The sequence below is a fragment of the Nostoc sp. genome (genome assembly GCF_036916975.1).
Classification (GTDB): domain Bacteria; phylum Cyanobacteriota; class Cyanobacteriia; order Cyanobacteriales; family Nostocaceae; genus Nostoc.
The window spans coordinates 14,217-36,645 of the sequence record NZ_JBALFF010000105.1 but is presented as its reverse complement, the minus strand read 5'-3'; the positions used below and the strand labels follow the sequence as shown (position 1 = coordinate 36,645).

Genomic DNA, 22,429 nt, shown 5'->3' with positions numbered 1-22,429 from the left:
TATTGCATACAAACGAAAAACGTTTTAAAGAATACATGGTTAAGAGTAAATAGTCAAGACTGAGAAATTCTTGCCAATTCTCAACGAATTCAGAAAAAACAAATCTTGGTAGAGATTCTGGGATATCCTTAGATCAGTGAAAGATTTGCCAAAAATAGTAAGAATGAAGCTGGCAGCAAGAGTAAGTCAGGTAACACCTTCATTAACCTTAGCGATCGCAGCCAAGGCTAAGGCACTGAAGGCAGAAGGAATAGATGTTTGTAGTTTTAGCGCTGGAGAACCAGATTTTGATACCCCAGCGCATATTAAAGCCGCAGCAGTAAAAGCTTTGTCAGAAGGCAAAACCAAGTATGGTGCAGCAGCTGGAGAACCAAAGTTAAGGGAAGCGATCGCCCACAAGCTTAAAATTGATAACGGTCTTGATTACAAGTCAGAAAATGTCATCGTCACCAATGGCGGTAAGCATTCTCTCTACAACTTGATCGTGGCGCTAATCGATCCAGGCGATGAGGTAATTATCCCTGCACCCTACTGGCTAAGTTATCCCGAAATGGTGACTTTGGTCGGTGGAGTCTCAGTAATTGTCTCTACAGATGCAACGACGGGTTATAAAATTACTCCCGAAAAACTCCGTAAAGCCATCACGCCGAAGACAAAGTTATTTATCCTCAACTCTCCATCTAATCCCACAGGGATGGTTTACACGCCAGATGAAATCAAAGCACTGGCGCAGGTAGTAGTTGATGCAGATATCTTTGTTGTCTCTGATGAAATTTACGAAAAGATTCTCTACGACGGTGCAGAACATATCAGCATCGGTTCTCTGGGGAAGGAAATTTTTGACCGGACTTTGATTAGTAATGGGTTTGCAAAAGCTTATTCTATGACTGGGTGGAGACTTGGTTATTTAGCAGGGCCTGTAGAAATCATTAAAGCCGCGAGTACCATCCAAGGACATAGTACATCTAACGTGTGTACCTTTGCCCAATATGGTGCGATCGCGGCGCTACAAAGTCCTCAAGATTGTGTCGAAGAAATGCGCCAAGCTTTCGCTAAACGCCGACAAGTAATGTTAGACAGACTCAACGCCATTCCCGGATTGAGTACCTCAAAACCAGATGGGGCTTTTTATCTGTTTCCTGATATCAGCAAAACCGGTCTAAAATCTTTAGAATTTTGTGACGCTTTGCTAGAAAAACATCAAGTTGCAGTCATCCCCGGAATTGCTTTTGGCGCTGATGACAACATTCGCCTTTCCTACGCCACAGATATGGCGACGATTGAAAAGGGAATGGATAGATTGGAGAAATTTGTTAAGTCGTCTATTTAGTTGGTTGTCATTTGTCATTTGTGAGAGGAGAATTTACTTACTCTCCAACTTTTTAACTCCACCTTTTCAACTTGAACGGGTGGAGTTAATTTTCAAGCTTGAACTTTCGAGTTATAAGTAGGTAGACGTAATTAAAATAATTCGTAATTAAAATAATTCGTAATTCGTAATTCGTAATTCGTAATTCGTAATTCGTAATTCGTAATTCGTAACTAGTGCTCTGTCCCAAAAGTTTTCAGAGGTTCGTGGTGTTCAGATCCCCGACTTATTGAAGAAGTCGGGGATCTCGCAGCCCGGCAAAATTAATGGGACAGACCACTAGGAGTAATTAGTTAATAATTAGTCGCCTCCTAAACGGAGGAATATAGATGAAAAACCACACTATCTTGGAACCATTGCGCGAAGACCAATGGTTTATTGAGAGCCAGGAACTACGATCGTTTGTGGCAAAAGTGTCTGAAATTAGCGATCGCACTGTTGACGATCGCACCCAAACTCTCGCTAGATTAGAACCCTATTTTCAAGAACTGCTTGTCCAACAGGAATGGCTACCCCAAAAGTTTGCCCAAGTCAATCCCGAAAGCAGGATGGGCGGCGGTATTGGTCAGTGGCTACTTTATCGCGCCAAAGACCGGTCAGTGTCAATCTTTAGTTTGGTGATTCCCCCTGGTTCAACGACTCCCGTCCACGACCATTTAGCCTGGGGATTAATTGGTTTATACAAAGGCAATCAAGAAGAAACAGTCTATCGCCGTGTAGATAACGGCGATGCCCAAGAACACGCACAATTACAAATAACTGAAGTGCGTAGACTTCAAACAGGAGATATCTACCGCCTGTTACCCCCAGATGGTGATATCCACGCCGTCAAAACTACATCCCAGAGCGCATCTGTATCTATCCATATTCTAGGTAATGATACTGGTTGCATCTGGCGTCACCAGTTCATCCCAGAATCTCATAGCGTCAAATCCTTTCGCTCTGGATATTCCAACGCTCCTTGTCAAGAGGAAGAGGAAAAAGAACATGCCCTATACTAGACCACAACCCCCCGTATTCGAGCGAGTAGAAGACGAACGTCTGCACCGCAAACAACGCCTAGCTGCTGCCTTTCGCCTGTTTGGTAAATTTGGTTTCAGCGAGGGAATCGCAGGCCATATTACAGCTCGTGACCCAGAGTTTACAGACCATTTCTGGGTGAATCCATTCGGTACATACTTCGGTCATATCCGAGTTTCTGACCTGATCTTGGTTAACAGACAAGGTGAGGTGGTTAAAGGTGATGCTGAAGTGAATCGAGCAGCTTTCGCCATCCATTCTCAAATTCATGAACTTCGACCTGATGTAATCGCGGCGGCTCACGCGCATTCACTTTATGGTAAAGCCTGGTCTAGTTTAGGTCGTCTTCTTGACCCCTTGACTCAAGATTCTTGTGCTTTTTATGAAGACCATGCGTTATTTGATGACTTCACAGGTATGGTTTTAGAAATTTCTGAAGGTCAGCGACTGGCGCAAGCTTTGGGGCCAAATAAAGCGATAATCCTGCGTAACCACAGCATTTTAACTGTGGGACATACAGTAGATGAAGCTGCCTTTTGGTACATTAGCTTAGAGCGATCGTGCCAAGGCCAACTACTGGCAGAAGCTGCCGGTAGACCTACTATTATCAAACACGAAACAGCCCGTTTAACACAAACTCAAGTGGGGTCACATACAAGTGGGTGGTTCGGCTTCCAGCCCCTTTACGACAGAATTGTACGCGAAGAACCTGATTTGCTGAATTAGTGATATGTTTTTTGGCACTGCGACAATAAGCGCAAAAGTCTTAATTTACCCCACTAATCTCTATTTTTATGTCAAACTTCCCTGAATTTATTCATTTGAGGATATCCATTGAAGATTGACGGGGGCGATCGCACTTTCCCCCTTTATTCGTGACAGGTGAAGCGAAACTCTTTTTGTCAATAGTGCTTGGCTAAAAATTAATGCTGGTGTACGGGTATTTAATTAACTTGTGTAAATGCTTTTTGGGGATATTTTCACAACTACTTCAAACAACTATGAAGTGTGGGTATTTAATTAACTTGTGTAAATGCTTTTTCGGGTCAGAATAAATGGCGCTTGTTTTAATGACGCTTAGGCGTAGGCATCGCTAGCCCTAAAATTGTGTTTCCTACGTCTGTTTTCAGCACTATTACTTATTGACAAATTGTTTATGACCTCAAACTGTCAATGACAGAATTGCTTAGTTCAAACTGCGATCGCCTCCATTAGAATCTCGTTAGCTGCACATTAGGTGAACTATTGCGAATTTATTTTCGCTCTCTACCAATGCTTGTAAATTTGCGAAGGTCTTGAGAAGTCGAACATATCTATCAAATCACCGATCGCCGGACCGTTAATTGGTACATAAGGATTTGCGCGGCGGGTCTCAGGATTGGGTAGATTGTCACGACTACGACTAGTGAGTGGCGACAGTCCCCAATTCTTCTCGATAAACTTCAGAATCGAAACATGGTCATAATACGTATGAACAACGCGACCACCGCGAGAGTATGGCGACACCACAATTAAAGGAATCCGTGTTCCGTCGCCGAAGAAGTCGAGGGGCTGAATGTAGCCAGAATCGTAATATCCACCACCCTCATCAACTGTGATCAGGATTGCTGTGTCCTTCCAAAGTTCGGGCTTGCTTTGAACCTCTTTAATAATCTTCTTACTAAAAGCTTCAAACAGATTAAACTTTGATGATCCTGGATGACCATCAAGTAAGCCACCAGGCTTCACAAAGGAGACGGCTGGCAGATAATTGTTGTTAATATCGTTATCCAGATCCGTGGTGTCCTTCAAATGCTCCGTTCTTACTTTCTCGTTCGTCATAATTGACGTCACGTACTGGAAGGGATTGCAAATGTTGCAATAAACGTTGGTGTTACTGGTGGGATTTTTAACGTATTTATTCCAACCTTCACCGTAGTACCGCCACGAAATATTTTTTTCCAACAAAGCATCACCAATGCTGCGAACAGGTGACGGCGGGATCACAAAGCCATTGTTAGTGACCCCGTTGTTAACCGTTCCGTTACCAAAATAACCAGGATCGTAGTTGTTCAGCAGATAGTAGGTATTCGCTGCACAGTTCGACTTTGGTTTGTAAGGGAGGGAATTGAGATAACTCAAAACAGGTCTCACCCCTGGCTGACCGGGGTCAGAACAATTGGTGTAAGTGCCACCAGAATAGCCATCTTGGGTGTAGAAGTTGTTGGTTCCAGGCTGCGGGTTGGGATTCTCGATTTCATTTTGCGGCGGTGTGGCTGGATTGCCTTTGCCATTACTGTACCAAATGGCATCACCGATACCAATCATCACTGAGTTTGCCCCAGTGCCACCCATGACAGGTTGATGGTAGTTATCGCTGATTGCGTACTGATCAGCCAGAGACTTGAAGTATGGCACGTCTCCTTTGCTGACGTTGTAGAAGCCCATAGAGGTGGCACCCTCCTTATCGGTGAAAGTCGAAAACGGCTTGCCATTGCTTCCTGCGCCAACACTCACCTCGACCCAAGGGAAAAGATCCTTAAGACAGCCACTAGGATTGTCTGCACTGGCATGGCTAATGTCGCAATCTGTCTGCTGCCACATCTGATAGAAGCGGTGTACAGGGCTGGCCGCGTAGGCATCATAAGGCAGACTAGGAGTTAGTTGGAAAGGACCACTCCGTAGGTTATTTACGTTCTTGATTCGGGTATCCACAGTACCACTCGGCAATCCAGTTGCACCTGTCAATAGCAGGTTGACATCCTCCCGTAGGAGTGCAGGTTCGGCAGCTTGGGCAGCAGTCAAGGTCTTAAAAGGAGGCGGATTCGTGTCACTTGCAACTTGTCCACCGCCAGCTTTCGGCGGTGGTAGCGTTGTATAGGGTTCTTTATTAGCAGGACTTATCGAGAAGGTATTAGTGACGGAAGCTTTGTATTGAGTTGCTGCTTGAAAGTTTGGCCCAGGTGTTCCATTAGCATTGATAATGCCCTTGGATAACAGATTAGTCACTGTTTGACCTGATCGCGGTTGGTAAGTACCAAAGAGATGATCGAAGGTTCTGTTCTCACCAACAATGACAATGACGTGCTTAATCGGAGTGAAGGTCCTAATCTCCTCGGCCTGGGCAAGAGTGGAGAATATAGGCCCTCCAGTCAGCCCCATAATCACTGCACCAATAGATGTATAGTTTAAACATCTTCTTCTATCAGGTTTGTTCAACATGACATCACTAGAATGAACTACTAAAAATTAAGATTAGTGATATACTGTTAAACTTGGGTTATCTTTTTAATAAATATTCTTTAACAATACCTCAGATAAAAATAGAGGTAATCTAGTTTTTGCCGAAATCGCCCAATACATTAGACAAACCTAAAACCCCAGTCTAGACAAACAGGACAGTATAAATTCCTTCCACAAAAACCATACAGGATTTTATCAAGAAAGGCAGCAAGCAGAAAGAAGTTGTTGCTGGATGAAAACTGCGCTCTGTCTGTAAATTGGCGAAGGTATTGCTTAACTAAACCCTATTGTCATATACTCCGGTAAACCTATAAGTTTATAGTATTCATATAGTTCGGAGAAATCATATTGATGATTAACCTAATCTTTCGCCGTTTCATTGCCAAGTGGACATCATTCATAAAATTCAGGAATATTCCCTTTAGCAACCAGTATTATAAGTTATTCTTTTCTTCTCCTTTACCAATAGTGGGGGCTTTTGTTACAGGTCTTTCTCTGAGCTTGCTATTTGCTGCCTGTTCATCAACATCGACTGTTAATTATTCTAATCCCAGTGGCACACATCAGGGCAATTCTGCTTCCGGTAAAGCAACAGTAGTCAGATTTGGCTATCAAAAAACGACCGTTTTGCTGAGAACTAAGGGTATTTTAGAAAAGCGTTTAGCACCAGAAGGTATCACTGTGCAGTGGACTGAATTTCAAGCGAGACCTCAACTACTAGAAGCGATGAATGTAAGTAGTATTGACATCGGTCCTGTAGGAGAATCACCGCCAATATTTGCCCAAGCAGCAGGAGCATCACTAACTTACGTTGTTGGCACTGCTGCTAGTCCGGCTAGTTCAGCAATTCTTGTTCCCCAAAATTCCTCAATTCAAAAAGTTACTGACCTGAAAGGCAAAAAAATTGCCTTTCAAAAAGGATCTAGTGCCCACTTATTGTTAGTCCAAGCTTTAGAAAAAGCTGGATTGAAATATACTGACATTGAACCTAAGTATTTGGCTCCGGCTGATGCCCGCGCTGCATTTGTCAAGGGTAGTGTAGATGCGTGGGTAATTTGAGACCCATTTTATGCAGCTGCTCAACAGGCAACTCAAGCCAGAGTCCTGATTGATGGCACTGGAATTAATAAACAGGGAGGATATTATTTGATAAGTCGCAAATTTGTCACTGAAAATCCTCAAACTGTCAAGGCAATACTAGAGGAGATTCAGAATCTAGAAGAATGGTCTAAACAGAATCGAGAAGAAGTAGCAAAAACTCTAGCACCTGTGTTAGGAATTGATTTAGAGACGATGAAAAAAGCAACTAATAGGCGAACTTTTGGGCTTGTACCAGTTGACGACAATCTGATAAATCTACAACAAGGTGTTGCGGATACATATTATAAATTGAAGCTAATTCCTAAGGAGATAAATGTGAAGGATGCAATGTTAAGAAAAGAAGAATATACAGCATTGTTACCAAAAACTTAAACTAGTACAATAAATCGGCTGTCAGGGCATAGAGATATATGCCCCTAAAAATGGAATTAGTGTTAGGAATAAACTAGCTGACAAATTTTGAAATGTGAATCTGGGAATTGATTATGACTAATCCTACTGAACTACTGCGATCGCGCTACGGTGAAATTCCCTTCAATCCCGAAATTGAATGGAATGATTCTCTAACAGCACTACTATCTCACCGTTCAATCCGGTCTTATTTATCCCATCCTCTACCACCGGGAACTCTGGAGTTACTAATTGCAGCCGCCCAATCAGCATCTACTTCTTCTAATTTGCAAACCTGGAGTGTGGTAGCAGTGGAAGATGAAGAACGCAAAGAAGAGTTATCTAAGTTAGCGGGGAACCAAGCACATATTAAGCAGGTTCCTTTATTCTTGGTTTGGTTAGCAGACTTGGCGCGTCTAAATTACGTTGCTGAGAGTCGTGGCATATCTCATGATGCGCTAGAATACTTGGAAATGTTTGTGACGGCAACAATCGATGCAAGTTTGGCGGCGCAAAACGCAACAGTAGCAGCCGAGTCACTCGGTTTAGGAACAGTATATATCGGTGGAATCCGCAACCACCCGCAAGAGGTAGCAGAGATATTGAATTTGCCTTCCTCTGTGTATGCTGTATTTGGGCTGTGTGTAGGCTATCCGAATCCAGAGGTAGAAGCAGCAATTAAGCCACGGTTGCCACAATCAGCTGTGCTGCACCGTGAAACCTATAAATTGGTAGATCAAGAAGAAGCGATCGCTCATTACAACCAGATCATGAAAGAATTTTATACTGAACAAGAGATGAATGTCCCTGGCGATTGGTCAGAACACTCAGCCCAAAGGATCGCAACCGTAGAATCACTGAAAGGACGCGATCGCTTGCGTGAAGTTCTCAATCACCTTGGCTTCAAGTTACTCTAAGTAGGTAGGCAAGATAAAACCAAACTATGTAACGAAAAGTAAAAGCTCTGTATTTAGTTCGTAGTTGCGCTTTAGCGCATCCGGATAAAGATGCGCTAAAGCGCAACTACGAACCAGTGATAATTATTTGCGCCCACTTAAACAAGAAATATTGCTTGTTTGGGTATAGGCTCCATAAGCATTATCCTATTCCCAAACGCCCAGCCAAGCCAGGAGTGAGGGGTAAAAGCGTGGTAATCATCAAAAATAGAGCTAAAAGCCCCAAAGCGGCTCTAGCATCATCGGGTTCAGTGACTTCATTCAAGCTGGGGCGTTCTTGATCGCGTTGCAAAAAGAAAATCACGATCGCCCAGTACATGGCCAGAGTATTACCGAGAGACACTAGCGCCAGTAAAATTAAAGTTGCGATCGTTGCCCGTCCTGCGGTTTTGCGTCCATAAATCGCTTGAACAATGCGCCCACCATCTAGTTGTCCTGCGGGCATTAAGTTCAAAGCGGTGATAATTAACCCTAACCAACCAATTATCACTAAAGGATGAACACTTACCAACGACGACTGTAAAGCCGAACCAAGAACAACTCGCGCCAAACTTCCCACCAAAATCGACCCTTGGAAAAACTGATTTGGCAATTGAAATAAACTACCTGGGTGGGAAAGCACCAAGCCCGTCAGCAGCATTAACAAAGAGACAATACCACCTGCGGCCGGCCCTGCCAAGGCGATATCAAATAATACCTTGCGGTTGGGCAATAGAGACTCAAAGCGGGTAATTGCACCAAAAGAACCAATTTGCACTGCGGGTAGAAAGAAAGGCCAGCTAAGGCGGATTTGGTGACGCTGGGCAAGTACCCAATGACCGATTTCGTGAGCTACTAAAATCGCAAATATCCCAGCGCCTATGGGCAAAGCTTGTTGAAACCGCCCTGGATTGGCAAATAAATCAAAATTCAGCAGTAATCCCCCAGCTTCTAAACTTGTGGCAATGGTCGCTATTAACAGAATACCTGCAAAAGCTTTTTGCGATAACAACATCGGCCGCGGATCATTGCGACTCGGTAGGACAATTACCACTGGTTTGTTGTCTGTATTTTCTACTAAAAATAGGCGATATTTATCGCCAAGGCGTTTTTGCAAGCTTGCAGTTAGACGGTTGTGAGTCTCTTCTGGTTCTCCCCGCAAATTGCCTTTGAAAATGGCTCCATCTTGGTAGGCGATCGTTTCTGTCGCAAAAAACGTATCGATACCGAAAATACCTTTAACTGCATTCAAGTCTTCTTCTGGTATTGGTGGGATATCGGGTTTGAGTTCTGCTACTTTTGGTTGTGGGGAATTTGCTTCGAGTAAGGAATCAGCAGCGAGTCTTTCTGTGGCGCGTTGCTTGAGAATGGCATCTTGCCCAGCTGCGCGTAACTGTCTGCCCAAGTAGACGTACAATCCGGCGGAAGTTACCACTAAGAACAATATACCCGCTATATTGATGTAAATCCCTGCGGCAAACAATCCAAAAAACAGGAGCCAGGGAGTCATCAACACCACCGACTGTAACCAGGCTAAGATTCCCAGCTTACCAAAAGGTCTGGCGCGATAAAAGCCCCAGCCCAAAATGCCTAAAGCTACCAGTAGGATTGCCGCCAGGATAGAAGTTTCTGATAAAGTAAACATCTCCAAACCTTTGCTATTGAGACTAAGCCAGAACAAGTCCGGTATTGCAGATACACTTATTAATGTATAACGCCGCCTGTAATCTGCCCAAATTATCCGGCTTTGAGTCGGCGTAGTCCAACCCAAGCATCGTGCAAGTCGAACTTGTAAGTAGTACGGGGTAATTAATTAAAGGTTTGTAAGTAGGTGCCGTTCCCATTCAGATGCGGTACAACATTATATTGCCAGGTGTAGGGGCATGGCAAAGACAAGCCCCTACGGGTGTACCTCACATAAATTTCCCTCACCCCCAGCCCCTCTCCCAATAATGGGAGAGGGGAGATATACACCCCCAGCCCCTCTCCCAATAATGGGAGAGGGGAGACATAATTCTAGTTCCCCGAATCCCAAATGAAGAGAAAGGGGTTAGGGGATGAGGACAAACACAAAGTTTTTGCACCTGACGGGATGCTCCCTTTTGGCATGGGGTAATAATTACGAATTACGTAAAGCAAATAGGCAACGCTTGGCTTAACGCGGAGGGTGCCGGAGGCTTTAAGTAGGTAGGCAAGATAAAACCAAACTATGTAACGAAAAGTAAAATCTCTGTATTTGGCTCGTAGTTGCGCTTTAGCGCTAAAGCGCAACTACGAGCGAGTGATGATTATTTGCGCCCACTTACTTATTATCAATTACGAATTATTTTGACTCTATTGTTTTTGGCGGGTTTCTGGCAGCATAAATCTGCCACATAGCAAAGTAGGCTTGTTCAAGATTGCGGGTAAAGCGTGGTGTATCAAACAGAGGATAAGTGGTACGATTTTGTGCTAATCTCTGTTTGAGTTCTTGCAATGCTGTAGGGGAATGACCTAAATGTATTGCCAATTGCTCATATTCTTCTAAGTTATTAGTGATTAAGTCGGGTAAACCAACTGCTGTTAGCAAACTAGCCCCAACACGAGAAGCAAAAGTTTTTCCTATACAAGTGACGACTGGTAAACCTGTCCATAAAGCATCACTAGCTGTAGTGTGAGCATTATAATAAAGGGTATCTAGAAATAAGTCTGCTAATTGATGTCTTGCTAAATGTTCTGCTTTGGTGTGATATTGGGCAAAAATTAAGCGATCGCTATTAATTCCTCGCGCTTGGGCTTCTCTTTTAAGATTATCCTCAGCAGCAGGAAATCTCACAATTAACCACAACACACTACCCGGAACTGCGGCGAGAATTCTCATCCACGCATCGAATATCTGCGGTTCTATTTTATAGTTGTTGTTGAAGCAGCAAAAAACAAAACCCGACTCTGGTAAACCATACTGAGAACGAGTCACAGGGGTAGAAGCGATCGCTTGTTGATAATCGTTGACTTGATAACTGTCGGGTAAGGTGACTAGCTTCTCGCTAAAACCATCAGCAAATTCTGGTGGTGTCACAACTGGATCGCTAATTATATAGTCGATAAAGTCAGCACCCATAGTTCCCGGATAGCCCAAATAACTAACCTGAATCGGAGCAGGTTGCAAAGCCAGAATCGCACTGCGAGAACCAGCAGTGTAACCTTTGAGATCGATTAATATATGAATACCATCATTATAAATCTGGCGGGCGCTTTCTTCTATAGATAAAGTAGTAATATCTCGGAAGTGTTCGCTGTTAACAGCGATGTGTTGGCGGTATTCGCTATTGTCGTCTGTGCCGAAAGAATAGACAAATATCTCAAAATTAGCTTGATCGTGCAGGTTAAATAAGCTTTTCATCAAATGACTAGTAGCATGGTTGCGAAAATCATTTGATAAATAGCCGATGCGTAGCCGCCCATTCAAAAACCGGGAATGAGTAAAATTCAGAGATTGCTTTTCACTTGCCCATTGTGCTTTAATGTTTTGTGCATGAGTTTGAGCTATTTTGAGCAAAAAAGTTTTGTCCCAAGGTTTGTATAAGCTATCAAAGGGACCGATTGTTGTCGGTTTTTGCTTCTCAAGCTCAGAGACAGTTTGTTCCCAGATGCGGGTTAAATCAGACTGACGAGTACGCCAATCGCAACTCATTTCTTTGAGGTAAAATAAGTAATTGAATGCTTCAGCCGAGTCTGGTTGCAGTTGTAAAACCTTTTCAAATGCTACTTTGGCTTCATCTACTTGACCATTGCTAGCGATCGCCAAGGATAACAGTGCTGAACCTAAGCGGTTATATGCTTTAATATAGTCTGAGTTATGGCGAATAGCAGAACGATAACAAGCGATCGCCCCTTCTAAATTTTCTTGTGCCTCTAAGACTATGCCCAAATTCAGATAAGCTTCTGCATACTCAGGATTTTTATGTAAAGCCTCCTGAAACTTAGCAGCAGCAGCTGATAGCTTACCTTGCATTTGCCAAACTAGACCAAGATTATTGTGAGCAAAAGCATAGTTCGGGTTGCTGAGAATTGCAGACTGAAAATAAGCGATCGCTTTTTCTAAGTTTTTCTCGGCTACTTCCACAATACCCAAATTATTATGTGCTTGTGCATATTTCGGGTTAATTGTCAATGCCTGTTGGTAAGCTAGAACAGCTTGGTTAGTTTGTCCTTGATTGTCCATAATTACCCCCAATTGATACCAAGCGGGGGCATATTGGGGATATTGGGCGATAATTTGTTCGTATAAAGCGATCGCTTCTGTGAATTGTAGTTGTGTTTGTAAAGCTAATGCTTGTTGATAAAGTTGTTCTACGGCTCTTAATTGCTGCTGGGGAATTGGCCATAACCAATCACAATTAGGCCAGTCTTGATTCTGAGGCGTGATTGCAGAGATTATGTTGTCTTGATTTGCGTTGTTAGTAAATTCTTGTATAGGCGCTGACTTGTCAGTTCGCGCATTTCCCGCTATTAGAGGAGAACGTGGATCGAGGGTAATCAACTGCTGAATCTCTTCAGTCTGGAATCCTAATGCTTGTGGGCGACGGACTCCTGGTAACACCTGCACATCATAAAGTTCCGTCACTTCTCCTTCTAGACGTAGCCAGTGGACAACTTGACCTGTTTTCAAGTCAATCACCATTAACCCACATCGGGGTTCAGTATTTTTATTGACTAAATTTTCATCCAGTTTTAAACCAGAAAAAGTTTTGTCGCGGGGTTTAGATAAGCCGACAATGGCATAATCGCCACTAAAAGCCAAACCACGCAGAAAACCGGGACAAAAAGCGACAGGCTGAAATATTCCATCAGAATCGATATAGCCAAATTCTCCCGTGCCAGCATTTAGCAACCACAATTTACCCTGATAAAATCGTGGGGCGTGGGGCATAGATAAACCCCTAGCAATCACCTGATCAGATTGAATATCAATAATACAACCCCCGCCTTCTCGCTTGTCCCGCCAACCATCCACCACATCAGATTCACCACAGAGGCTAACATAGCGGGGTTTACCGGCTACCATCGCCAAACCATTGAGGTGACAGCGATCTTCATTTACCAAACTAGAAATAAACTTAGGTTTCCATAGGGGAATGCAACTATGGCGATCGCTCACTGTTGCCAGACAATTTAATATGGTACTGATAAATACAATGCGTTCGCCTTTGGCGTTGGCAAAGCCATCGTTATCAGCTTCCACCGCCAAATCATGAATATCTAAATCCCCAGTAGTATAAGCAATTCGGGGAATATACAGCTTGTCATAACCATCATAAAGTTGTCCGGGAGTCAGCACATTGTCTAACTGCCAGAGTTGGGATCTAGAACTGAGATAAATTCGTTCTGGGGTAGCATATAACCCCATTGCGCGGTCAAAAACCCGCTCAAATCCCGACAATTGCCCGTGGGCGTTCACCCCTAACAGCATCAGACGCGAACTTTGATAGGTAGAGAAAGCCAGACTAATTTGCTGCGATTGCAGCCAGTCAATGAAATGACGCGAGGCGAGTATTTCTACAGGGAGAGCAGCTTTAGCAGTGGATTGTAGGATCATTGGCAAAAAAATATATAAATTTTGACACTAGCGATAAACATTGCTAGAGTGTTGGGCGTTTAGTCTCTAACTATACATACATAAAAAATCAAGTCAATAGCTACGTAAATTTTATTAGAACATTTCTGAGTGTAAGATCCCCGACTTCTGTCAGATCCCCGACAACTTTTACGAAGTCGGGGATCTTACGGGGATCTGACCAGCAAGTGATTTTACTCAAGGTCAAACTAATACCAAACCAGGGAAATACTTAAACATCATGACCACTGCAACTACCACAAAGCACACTCTAGTTATCATCGACGCCGGAATTGATGACCATCAAATACTCGTCCAAGGCATCATACCCACAGCCAAAGTAACTGTCCTCAACAAAGACCTTGACGGCATCGCCCAAATTAGCGCCGTCTGCCACAACTATCCGGGGGCCAGCATCCAGATAATTGCCCACGGTAGCCCCGGCAGTTTGCAACTAGGTAATAGTCAACTAAATTTAGACAACCTCCACACCTATCGCCAGCAACTACAACAATGGCTTGCTGCCGAAATCCTCATTTATGGGTGTGAAGTCGCCAGAGGAGAAATTGGAAAAACCTTCATAAAACAACTACACCAACTTACTGGGGCAAACATCGCCGCTTCAGATGGTCAAGTTGGCAACGCCCAACAAGGGGGAAGTTGGGAATTAGAGGTGAACATAGGGCAAATCGCCTCTACCCTAGCTTTGCAACCAGAAATTAGGGAAGCCTACTCTGGAGTGTTTGCCACCTTTGCCACTGCTACCAACTTCAGCGTCGGCAGTAGTCCCTGGTCAGTCACAGTGGGAGACTTCAACGGCGACGGCAAGCTGGATTTGGCTGCTGCTAACTACAATGGCAATAATGTCTCAGTGCTGCTAGGCGACGGTACAGGTAGCTTTGCCACTGCCAGCAACTTCAGCGTCGGCAGTAGTCCCAATTCAGTCACAGTGGGAGACTTCAACGGCGACGGCAAGCTGGATTTGGCTGCTGCTAACAGAAACAGCAATAGTGTCTCAGTGCTGCTAGGCGACGGCACAGGCAGCTTTGCCACTGCCACCAACTTCACCGTCGGCAGTGGTCCCCGGTCAGTCACAGTGGGAGACTTCAACGGCGACGGCAAGCTGGATTTGGCTGCTGCTAACAGAAACAGCAATAATGTCTCAGTGCTGCTAGGCGACGGCACAGGCAGCTTTGCCACTGCCAGCAACTTCACCGTCGGCAGTGGTCCCGCTTCAGTCACAGTGAGAGACTTCAACGGCGACGGCAAGCTGGATTTGGCTGCTGCTAACGCCAACAGCAATAGTGTCTCAGTGCTGCTAGGCGACGGCACAGGCAGCTTTGCCACTGCCACCAACTTCAGCGTCGGCAGTAGTCCCTTTTCATTCACAGTGGGAGACTTCAACGGCGACGGCAAGCTGGATTTGGCTGCTGCTAACATCAATGGCAATAATATCTCAGTGCTGCTAGGCGACGGCACAGGCAGCTTTGCCACTGCCACCAACTTCAGCGTCGGCAGTCGTCCCATTTCAGTCACAGTGGGAGACTTCAACCGCGACGGCAAGCTGGATTTGACTACCGCTAACATCAATGGCAATAATATCTCAGTGCTGCTAGGCGACGGCACAGGCAGCTTTGCCACTGCCACCAACTTCAGCGTCGGCACTTTTCCCTTTTCGGTCACAGTGGGAGACTTCAACGGCGACGGCAAGCTGGATTTGGCTGCTGCTAACAGAAACAGCAATAATGTCTCAGTGCTGTTGAACACCACCCCTAAAATCAGCATCGCCCCAGGCACTAACCCCACAGAAGGCGGTACAGTCGGCAGCTTTAAGATCACCCTCGACACTCCCGCCCCAGTTGGTGGCTTAGTAGTTAACTTTAACACCACAGGTAGCACCGCCACCCCCACCACCGACTACACCTTGGCAGCAGGTACAAATATCACCGCTCTCACAGCCAATACTTTTGCGATCGCTGCCGGACAAACCACCGCTACCTTAACAGTCACAGCTGTCGCTGATGCCATAGTTGACCCCAACGAAACCGTCACTGTCAACCTAGAAGCCAGCCCAGACTACATCCTTGGTGCCAACAGCACCGCCAATTTTCAACCAGCCACCAACTTCACCGTCGGCAGTGGTCCCTATTCAGTAACAGTGGGAGACTTAAACGGCGACGGCAAGCTGGACTTGGCTACCGCTAACTATTTCAGCAACACCGTCTCCGTGCTGCTAGGGCTAGGCACAGGCGGCTTTGCTACCGCTACCAACTTCACCGTCGGCAGTCATCCTCGGTCAGTAACAGTGGGAGACTTCAACGGCGACGGCAAGCTGGACTTGGCTACCGCTAACTTTGAGAGCAGCAGCAACACCGTCTCCGTGCTGCTAGGCGACGGCACAGGCGGCTTTGCCACCGCCACCAACTTCACCGTCGGCAGTCGTCCTGCTTCAGTAACAGTGGGAGACTTCAACGGCGACGGCAAGCTGGACTTGGCTACTGCTAACGGCGCTAGCAAGACCGTCTCAGTGCTGCTAGGCAACGGCACAGGCGGCTTTGCCACCGCCACCAACTTCACCGTCGGGACTGGTCTTCGGTCAGTAACAGTAGGAGACTTCAACGGCGACGGCAAGCTAGACTTGGCTGTTGCTAACCCCTACAGCAACACCGTCTCAGTGCTGCTAGGCGACGGCACAGGCGGCTTTGCCACCGCCACCAACTTCACCCTCGGGACTAGTCCTCGGTCAGTAACAGTGGCAGACTTAAACGGCGACGGCAAGCTGGACTTGGCTACCGCTAACTATAGCAGCAAGACCGTCTCAGTGCTGCTAGGCGACGGCACAGGCGGCTTTGCCACCGCCAACAACTTCACCCTCGGGACTAGTCCTCGGTCAGTAACAGTGGCAGACTTCAACGGCGACGGCAAGCTGGACTTGGTTACCGCTAACTATAGCAGCAAGACCGTCTCAGTGCTGCTAGGCGACGGCACAGGCGGCTTTGCCACCGCCACCAACTTCACCGTCGGCAGTAATCCCACTTCAGTCACAGTGGGAGACTTCAACGGCGACGGCAAGCTGGATTTGGCTGCCGCTAACTTCAGGAGCACCAACGTCTCAGTGCTACTTAATGCTCCCAGTGCCACTTTAACAATTGCCGAACCTGCTGCCCCAGTCATCTCCCTACCTGGTAATAGTATTTCCTATACTGAAAACTCTGCCGCAACTGTTTTAGATTTAGGTGCAACTGTCAGCGATACTGACTCGCCCAACTTCAATACAGGTAATCTCACAGTCCGCTTCGCTAGTGGGGGGACAGCAGACGATCGCTTGAGTATTCGCAATCAAGGCACCGGGGTAACTGAAATTAACCTCGATGGTAGGGAAATTTATTACGGCAGCACCAAAATTGGTAACTTTAGTGGCGGTATTGGTACTGAGAGTTTAGTCATTAACCTGAATGCTGACGCTACTGTAGCAGCAACTCAAGCTTTAGTACGTAATATTACCTTTGCTAACGATTCTCAAAATCCTGCCACTGTTGACCGTACCGTAGAGATAGTTTTGACCGATGACACTGGAACTAAAAGTACAGCTGTAACAAAAACAGTCCAAGTGACTGCTGTCAACGATGCACCCAGTGTTGGCAATACACTACTTCTTTATGACGGTAGTACTGGTCAGAAACCTGATTCTTCAGGTGCAGCTGCAAATGCACCTTGGTTTGTTTATCAAGCTATTGCACAGTCTGGTACTGCGACCACCTCTGCTACAAATAGTACAACTAATCTAGTAACCAATAATACAGCCTATGCTGGTTACACAAACTACGGTATCAGTGGAACATCTTTAACCACCAACCCTTTAAATCCTCTCTTCCCCACCCTTGATAGGAATGCTGGGTTTGTTGTCTCTTTTGGGTTAAAGGTAAATTCTCAAACTTTAGCTACAACTGCCGATAAGAATAATGATGGCAAAACAGATCGGGCTGGATTTAGCGTCATTGCTCTCGATAAAGACAAAAAGGGTATTGAATTAGGGTTCCTCACTGACCAGATTTTTGCCCAGGATGACGGTACAACACAAAAAGATCCGTCTCTGGAACCTGATACTTCCGGTAATCCATTCAAAACCCTATTCACCCAAGCGGAAGGGGTGACATTTGACACGAAAACATTGGTCAACTATGATTTGGCAATTTTAGGTGATAATTACACCCTATTTGCTGATGGTGTCGCCAAATTGGCAGGTAAAGTAAGGGATTACACTGCTGCTGTAATATCCGCTCCCATACCTGATGTCTACGAAAAGCCCAATTTCCTCTTCTTTGGAGACGATACCCCATCTGCGGGTACAAATAGCAATTTAGCCTTTGTCAAAGTTACTCCTAGTGGCAAAATTCCCGACCAAACTATTGATCAAGATACCGCCACAGCCCAAATTCCTTTTAGCATCAGTGACTTTGAAACGGCTGCTAGTAATCTGACGGTGACAGGAACTTCATCTAACGCAAATTTAATTCCCCAAAATGGGATTTTGATTAGCGGTACAGGAAGCGATCGCACTATCACTGTCACACCTGCTACTACTAAATATGGTCAAGCAACAATCACTCTCAATGTCAGTGATGGCAATCAAATAACTTCTCGCACCTTTGTTGTTAATGTCAATGCCAAACCTACAGATTTGGCATTAAGTAAAACAAATGTCGATGAAAATGTGGCAGCCAACACCGTCATCGGCACATTCAGCAGCACCGACCCAGATAGTAACACCTTCACCTATAGCTTAGTTAAGGGTACTGGCGATACTGATAATAATGCCTTCACAATTAACGGCACTAGCCTCAAAATTAATACTTCTCCCAACTTTAAAACAAAATCAAGCTACAACATCCGTGTAGAAACTAAAGATTCTGGGGGACTAACTTTTGAAAAACCATTAACCATCAACATCAATCATGTCAATGCCAAACCTACAGATTTGGCATTAAGTAAAACAAATGTCGATGAAAATGTGGCAGCCAATACCGTCATCGGCACATTCAGCAGCACCGACCCAGATAGTAACACCTTCACCTATAGCTTAGTTTCGGGACTTGACGATGTTGATAATAATGCCTTCACCATTGATGGCAATAGCCTCAAAATCAACAATTCTCCAGACTTTCAAACTAAGTCTAGTTACAAAATCCGCGTCCGCACTACTGATGATGGTAATCTCACCTTTGAGAAGGGATTGACTATTAATGTTAATAATAATGTTGAAACACCCACCCGTCTCACTAACCCGGATGATGATGTCTTTAACATTACAGGTAATAATGTCAAAGTCAAACTGGAAATCAAACTCACTGGACACAGTGCTAAGAAGGTGAATGAACTGGGTTTATTTACTGTTGATGATGCTAAAGGGACGATTGATGGTATTGCCCCTGGTGCTGAAGGTTATGCCAAAGCAGCTTTAAAACGGTCAGAAGTAATTTTATCAGCGATCGCTAATACCCCTAACGGTTTTGACTACAATAATCTCAGCAGTCTGCTGGAATTAAATTCTGGTCAGAGTTTTAGATTCTTATTAGTCCAAGACGGTACGCTTGATGCTGTACGCAACGATCCTAACTCCATCGGAAAATTATTGTTTTCTAGTGTCTCAACCCAAAAAATTACAAACTTGGGTGCTGATGGTTTCTCTCTAGGTTGGAAGGATACTTCTGGTAACAGTTCCACAGATTTTAACGATCTGGTGGTAAAAATTAAGCAGACAGATCAAGCTTTACCTTTAGGTACAAATCTCCAAGATAAATTTCAAGGGCAAGTAATTGATTTGCGAGATGTCAAACAATCAGTCAACGCTAAATTTAACGTTTACAGAGAGGCATCTTACAACAATTACGTCGGCTTCTATCAAGTGACTGATGAAAATGGTGGAATTGATACCAATGGCGACGGCAAGCCTGATATTCTCACAGGACAGGCTGGTTATACTCAGGCTGCTGTGCGTAGCAGAGTTGCTGGTATTGATTTGAGTGTGAGTAACGAAGGTAGTGCTACTTTAAGTGGTACTTTCCAACCTGGGGCGATTTTTGTTCCTTTTATTATTGTTAACGGTAGCCCTGATGCGCTTTTAGATAAGGATTCTAATAACGATCCGGCGGTTTATTTTCCATTCTTGGGTGCTAATTCTGATAAATCAGATCACATTCGCATGTTAGCAAGTAATACCTTTGGCTTTGAAGATTTGCCTGGTGGTGGCGACAAGGATTTCAATGATCTGATTATCAAAGTTAATTTGACAACTACAGTTTAGTTATCTTGGCAGAAAATTGCACTGGCTCCTCTTAGAGGATGAATGAACAAGTATTGGGCGAATATAATTCGCTACTACACAAACGAAGTCCACCTCCGTGGACTAAGATAAAATCAAGAGTTTTAAACCCACGGAGGTGGGTTTTGCCCGTGTAGCCGCGATTTATAATCGCCACGGCTAGTAAGAAATTAGACTTTATAAACATCCTCTTAGAGGAGCTTCGCTTGATTACTTATTAAACCCGGAGAACCCCAAAGAGCCAAAGCTACGCTTTGTCTTTCCTCCCCTTATTAAGGAGAGGGGATTAAGGGTAGCCAGTGCGGACTTGCGGTTTCCCCAAGTGGAGCATCTGGCGTGTGGGGTGCAATGACTGTGGGAATCATAACTAATTATGCGGACATGATATAAGTGGATCAAATTAAATATAAAACCTCACCCTCTATCCGGCTTCCCTCTCCTTAATAAGGAGAGGGATTGAGGGTGAGGTTTTTTCTTGTGTTTAACTTTTTTCCTCGTCTCCCAACATTTTTAATAATTTTCTGGCAACTAAAACACCTACAACTCCAGCACCAACTAATTCAACTGCTTGCACCACTTTTTTACCTACATCTTGAGGTCCGAGGTGCTGATGAAAAATCTCTTCATCTACCCATTCGGTTGCTGCTTTAAAGTCATGAATTGGTGTTGGCAATAGCGTTAAATAAGTGGCTTGACGGATTAAATGTGCAGGTTCGCCTCCAACTTCAAAAACATTTAACAAGTTAACAGCAGCATCATTTATCCCCAACTTTAACAAAGTTCCCCGGATGTTAACTTTAGCAGGTTTGAGTTCTTCTTCTAGAGCGATCGCTTTCAAATTCCTAGCAATATTAGCTCCTTGTTGATAAGCAACTTGGGCTGTTGGCGGTAGCGAACTATCTTGAACTCCTGCACAATCACCACCTGCAAAAACTTCTGGGAAGTCGAGCAATTGCATGGTAGGAGTAACTAGGGGACGATTATGATGATCCCGATGTTCTTGGGGAATTGCTAAATCTTTAATCAGGGGATGAATGGAAGTTCCAGCAGTCCAAATAGCGGTGTATGTTGGCAGTGTGTGAACTTGATTATTGCTCTTATATTCAATTGCATTGGGGTGAATAGCAGTGGCTTCTGCTCCCGTGAGGATTTCAATTGGGATAGTGCGTTTTTGTAATTCTGTCTCAGCAATTGGGCGTAGTGGATCGTTAATATCGCCATCAAGGATTTTTTGACCATGATTGAGTATAATTACACGGATGTCAGCAGAATTTCCTCCCAAAGCGCTATACCAATGTGGAAGCAAATCTGCTAAGGTAGCCGCCATTTCTACACCACTTGCACCACCACCAACTACAGCTACTGTTAATAGTTTTCGGCGTTGTTCTACATCTTCGGTTTGGATGGCTTTTTGTAAACAGTCGCGTAAATGACGCTCAAGAGCGATCGCATCTGCTTCTGTCCAGAAAGCAAAAGCATTAACATTCGCACCCTCAACATGATGATAGGTAGTAACGCTACCCAAAGCTAATACTAAGTTACTGTAGTTATAAGAGTTTCCTGATGCTAATTTAACTTCCCGTTGATGCAAATCTATAGCCTGTACTGCATCTTGAACAAAGATCACACCACTACCTTTAAGTAATTCCGAAAAACGCGGTAATACTTGAAAGCTATCCATTTCGCCATCGAAATATTCATACAGTAATGGCTTAAAGCAAAAGCGCTCATTTTTATCAATCAAGACCACAGAGCGAGGATAATGTTCATGAGCTAGGTGTAAGGCTGTAAATAAACCGGTAAAACCACCGCCGATAATCACCGTTTGATAAACTGGGCTGTTCATAAATACCTTTGAATTGCTAATTTATTAGGTGTTTGAATTCTTTTTGATCGCGCAAAGGCGCTTTAAGAGCAAAGTGCAAAATAACAAATGAGAAATTAAGTAGGTAGGCGTAATTCGTAATTCGTAATTCGTAATTACGTTTTGTCACGAAGAGAAGTTTGTGGGGACGGTTTCCGACTCGCATTACTTCGGGGGATTTAGCTGAGGCATTCAATTCGCGCGGCCTGTAGAGACTCTTGACTTAAACTGAACATAGTTCGTTAAATATAATATATCACTTTCAATCCGGCTGACCCCGACAATAATAAGCAGAGGGATTGAGGGTGAGGTTTTATATTTAATTTGACCCAGTTACTTAGCTATACCAATAAGAAGAAACCAATCAGAAGGGCGCTAAGAAAAATAGCGAACATTATAGCATATTCAACTCTGCGGCTAAAAAATCCCACAGCAGCAACAAGTGCGATCGCTAGCCCGATAATCCCAATATACTGCTCTTTTTGTAACCCACGCGCAATCAGTGGGTCTTGGTTACTACCAGGTGCTGGAGTTTCTTGGATTGCTTTTGGAGATGGTAATTCTTGCGCTAATAACTTCATAAAATTACTCCTTAAAATACTTTGATTTT

General features: G+C 44.4%; 12 protein-coding genes. 7 read left to right on the top strand and 5 right to left on the bottom strand.

Features of this window, described 5'->3' with window-relative positions; all coding sequences use genetic code 11:
• Positions 1-163: 163 nt before the first annotated feature.
• The 3 genes from V7K73_RS25540 to V7K73_RS25530 all read left to right on the top strand — a co-directional run bounded on the left by V7K73_RS25540 (position 164) and on the right by V7K73_RS25530 (position 3,115).
• On the top strand, positions 164-1,330 hold the full coding sequence (locus tag V7K73_RS25540) for a pyridoxal phosphate-dependent aminotransferase (RefSeq protein ID WP_334884219.1): 1,167 nt from the start codon (positions 164-166) through the stop codon (positions 1,328-1,330).
• A 368-nt stretch (positions 1,331-1,698) separates the two neighbouring features.
• Entirely contained in the window at positions 1,699-2,370 is a 672-nt protein-coding gene (locus V7K73_RS25535; RefSeq protein WP_334884217.1) for a hypothetical protein, read from the top strand.
• Positions 2,357-3,115: a class II aldolase/adducin family protein gene (locus V7K73_RS25530; protein WP_334884215.1), complete on the top strand. Its 759-nt coding sequence runs from the start codon at positions 2,357-2,359 to the stop codon at positions 3,113-3,115. Before V7K73_RS25535 ends, V7K73_RS25530 begins: the two co-directional genes overlap by 14 nt.
• 540 nt (positions 3,116-3,655) lie before the next feature.
• Here V7K73_RS25530 and V7K73_RS25525 read toward each other — a convergent pair.
• Entirely contained in the window at positions 3,656-5,590 is a 1,935-nt protein-coding gene (locus V7K73_RS25525; protein ID WP_334884213.1) for an alkaline phosphatase family protein, read from the bottom strand.
• Between the two features lie 372 nt (positions 5,591-5,962).
• Between V7K73_RS25525 and V7K73_RS25520 the strand changes: the two genes are divergently transcribed.
• The 3 genes from V7K73_RS25520 to V7K73_RS25510 all read left to right on the top strand — a co-directional run bounded on the left by V7K73_RS25520 (position 5,963) and on the right by V7K73_RS25510 (position 8,019).
• Positions 5,963-6,670 carry an ABC transporter substrate-binding protein gene (locus tag V7K73_RS25520; protein WP_334884211.1) on the top strand — a complete coding sequence of 236 codons (708 nt, stop codon included), beginning with the start codon at positions 5,963-5,965 and terminating at the stop codon, positions 6,668-6,670.
• Positions 6,671-6,757: 87 nt separating this feature from the next.
• Entirely contained in the window at positions 6,758-7,084 is a 327-nt protein-coding gene (locus tag V7K73_RS25515; protein WP_334884209.1) for a hypothetical protein, read from the top strand.
• Positions 7,085-7,197: 113 nt separating this feature from the next.
• Positions 7,198-8,019 carry an NADPH-dependent oxidoreductase gene (locus V7K73_RS25510; RefSeq protein ID WP_334884208.1) on the top strand — a complete coding sequence of 274 codons (822 nt, stop codon included), beginning with the start codon at positions 7,198-7,200 and terminating at the stop codon, positions 8,017-8,019.
• A gap of 181 nt (positions 8,020-8,200) precedes the next feature.
• On the opposite strand, the gene V7K73_RS25505 is transcribed toward V7K73_RS25510, so the two are convergent.
• Both V7K73_RS25505 and V7K73_RS25500 read right to left on the bottom strand, forming a co-directional pair.
• A complete protein-coding gene (locus V7K73_RS25505) occupies positions 8,201-9,682 on the bottom strand; it encodes a site-2 protease family protein (RefSeq protein WP_334884206.1) in 1,482 nt (493 codons plus the stop codon).
• A 678-nt stretch (positions 9,683-10,360) separates the two neighbouring features.
• The gene (locus tag V7K73_RS25500; RefSeq protein WP_334884204.1) at positions 10,361-13,615 is read right to left on the bottom strand and encodes a TIGR03032 family protein; all 3,255 of its coding nucleotides are present in this window, start codon (positions 13,613-13,615) and stop codon (positions 10,361-10,363) included.
• 259 nt (positions 13,616-13,874) lie between these two features.
• On the opposite strand from V7K73_RS25500, the gene V7K73_RS25495 reads away from it, so the two are divergent.
• On the top strand, positions 13,875-19,937 hold the full coding sequence (locus tag V7K73_RS25495; protein WP_334884203.1) for an FG-GAP-like repeat-containing protein: 6,063 nt from the start codon (positions 13,875-13,877) through the stop codon (positions 19,935-19,937).
• Positions 19,938-20,436: 499 nt separating this feature from the next.
• Here the strand turns inward: V7K73_RS25495 and V7K73_RS25490 are convergent, their stop codons facing one another.
• Complete coding sequence (locus V7K73_RS25490) at positions 20,437-21,801, bottom strand: NAD(P)/FAD-dependent oxidoreductase (RefSeq protein ID WP_334884201.1); 1,365 nt, start codon at positions 21,799-21,801, stop codon at positions 20,437-20,439.
• A 359-nt stretch (positions 21,802-22,160) separates the two neighbouring features.
• The gene (locus tag V7K73_RS25485) at positions 22,161-22,400 is read right to left on the bottom strand and encodes a hypothetical protein (protein WP_334884199.1); all 240 of its coding nucleotides are present in this window, start codon (positions 22,398-22,400) and stop codon (positions 22,161-22,163) included.
• Positions 22,401-22,429 lie beyond the last annotated feature (29 nt).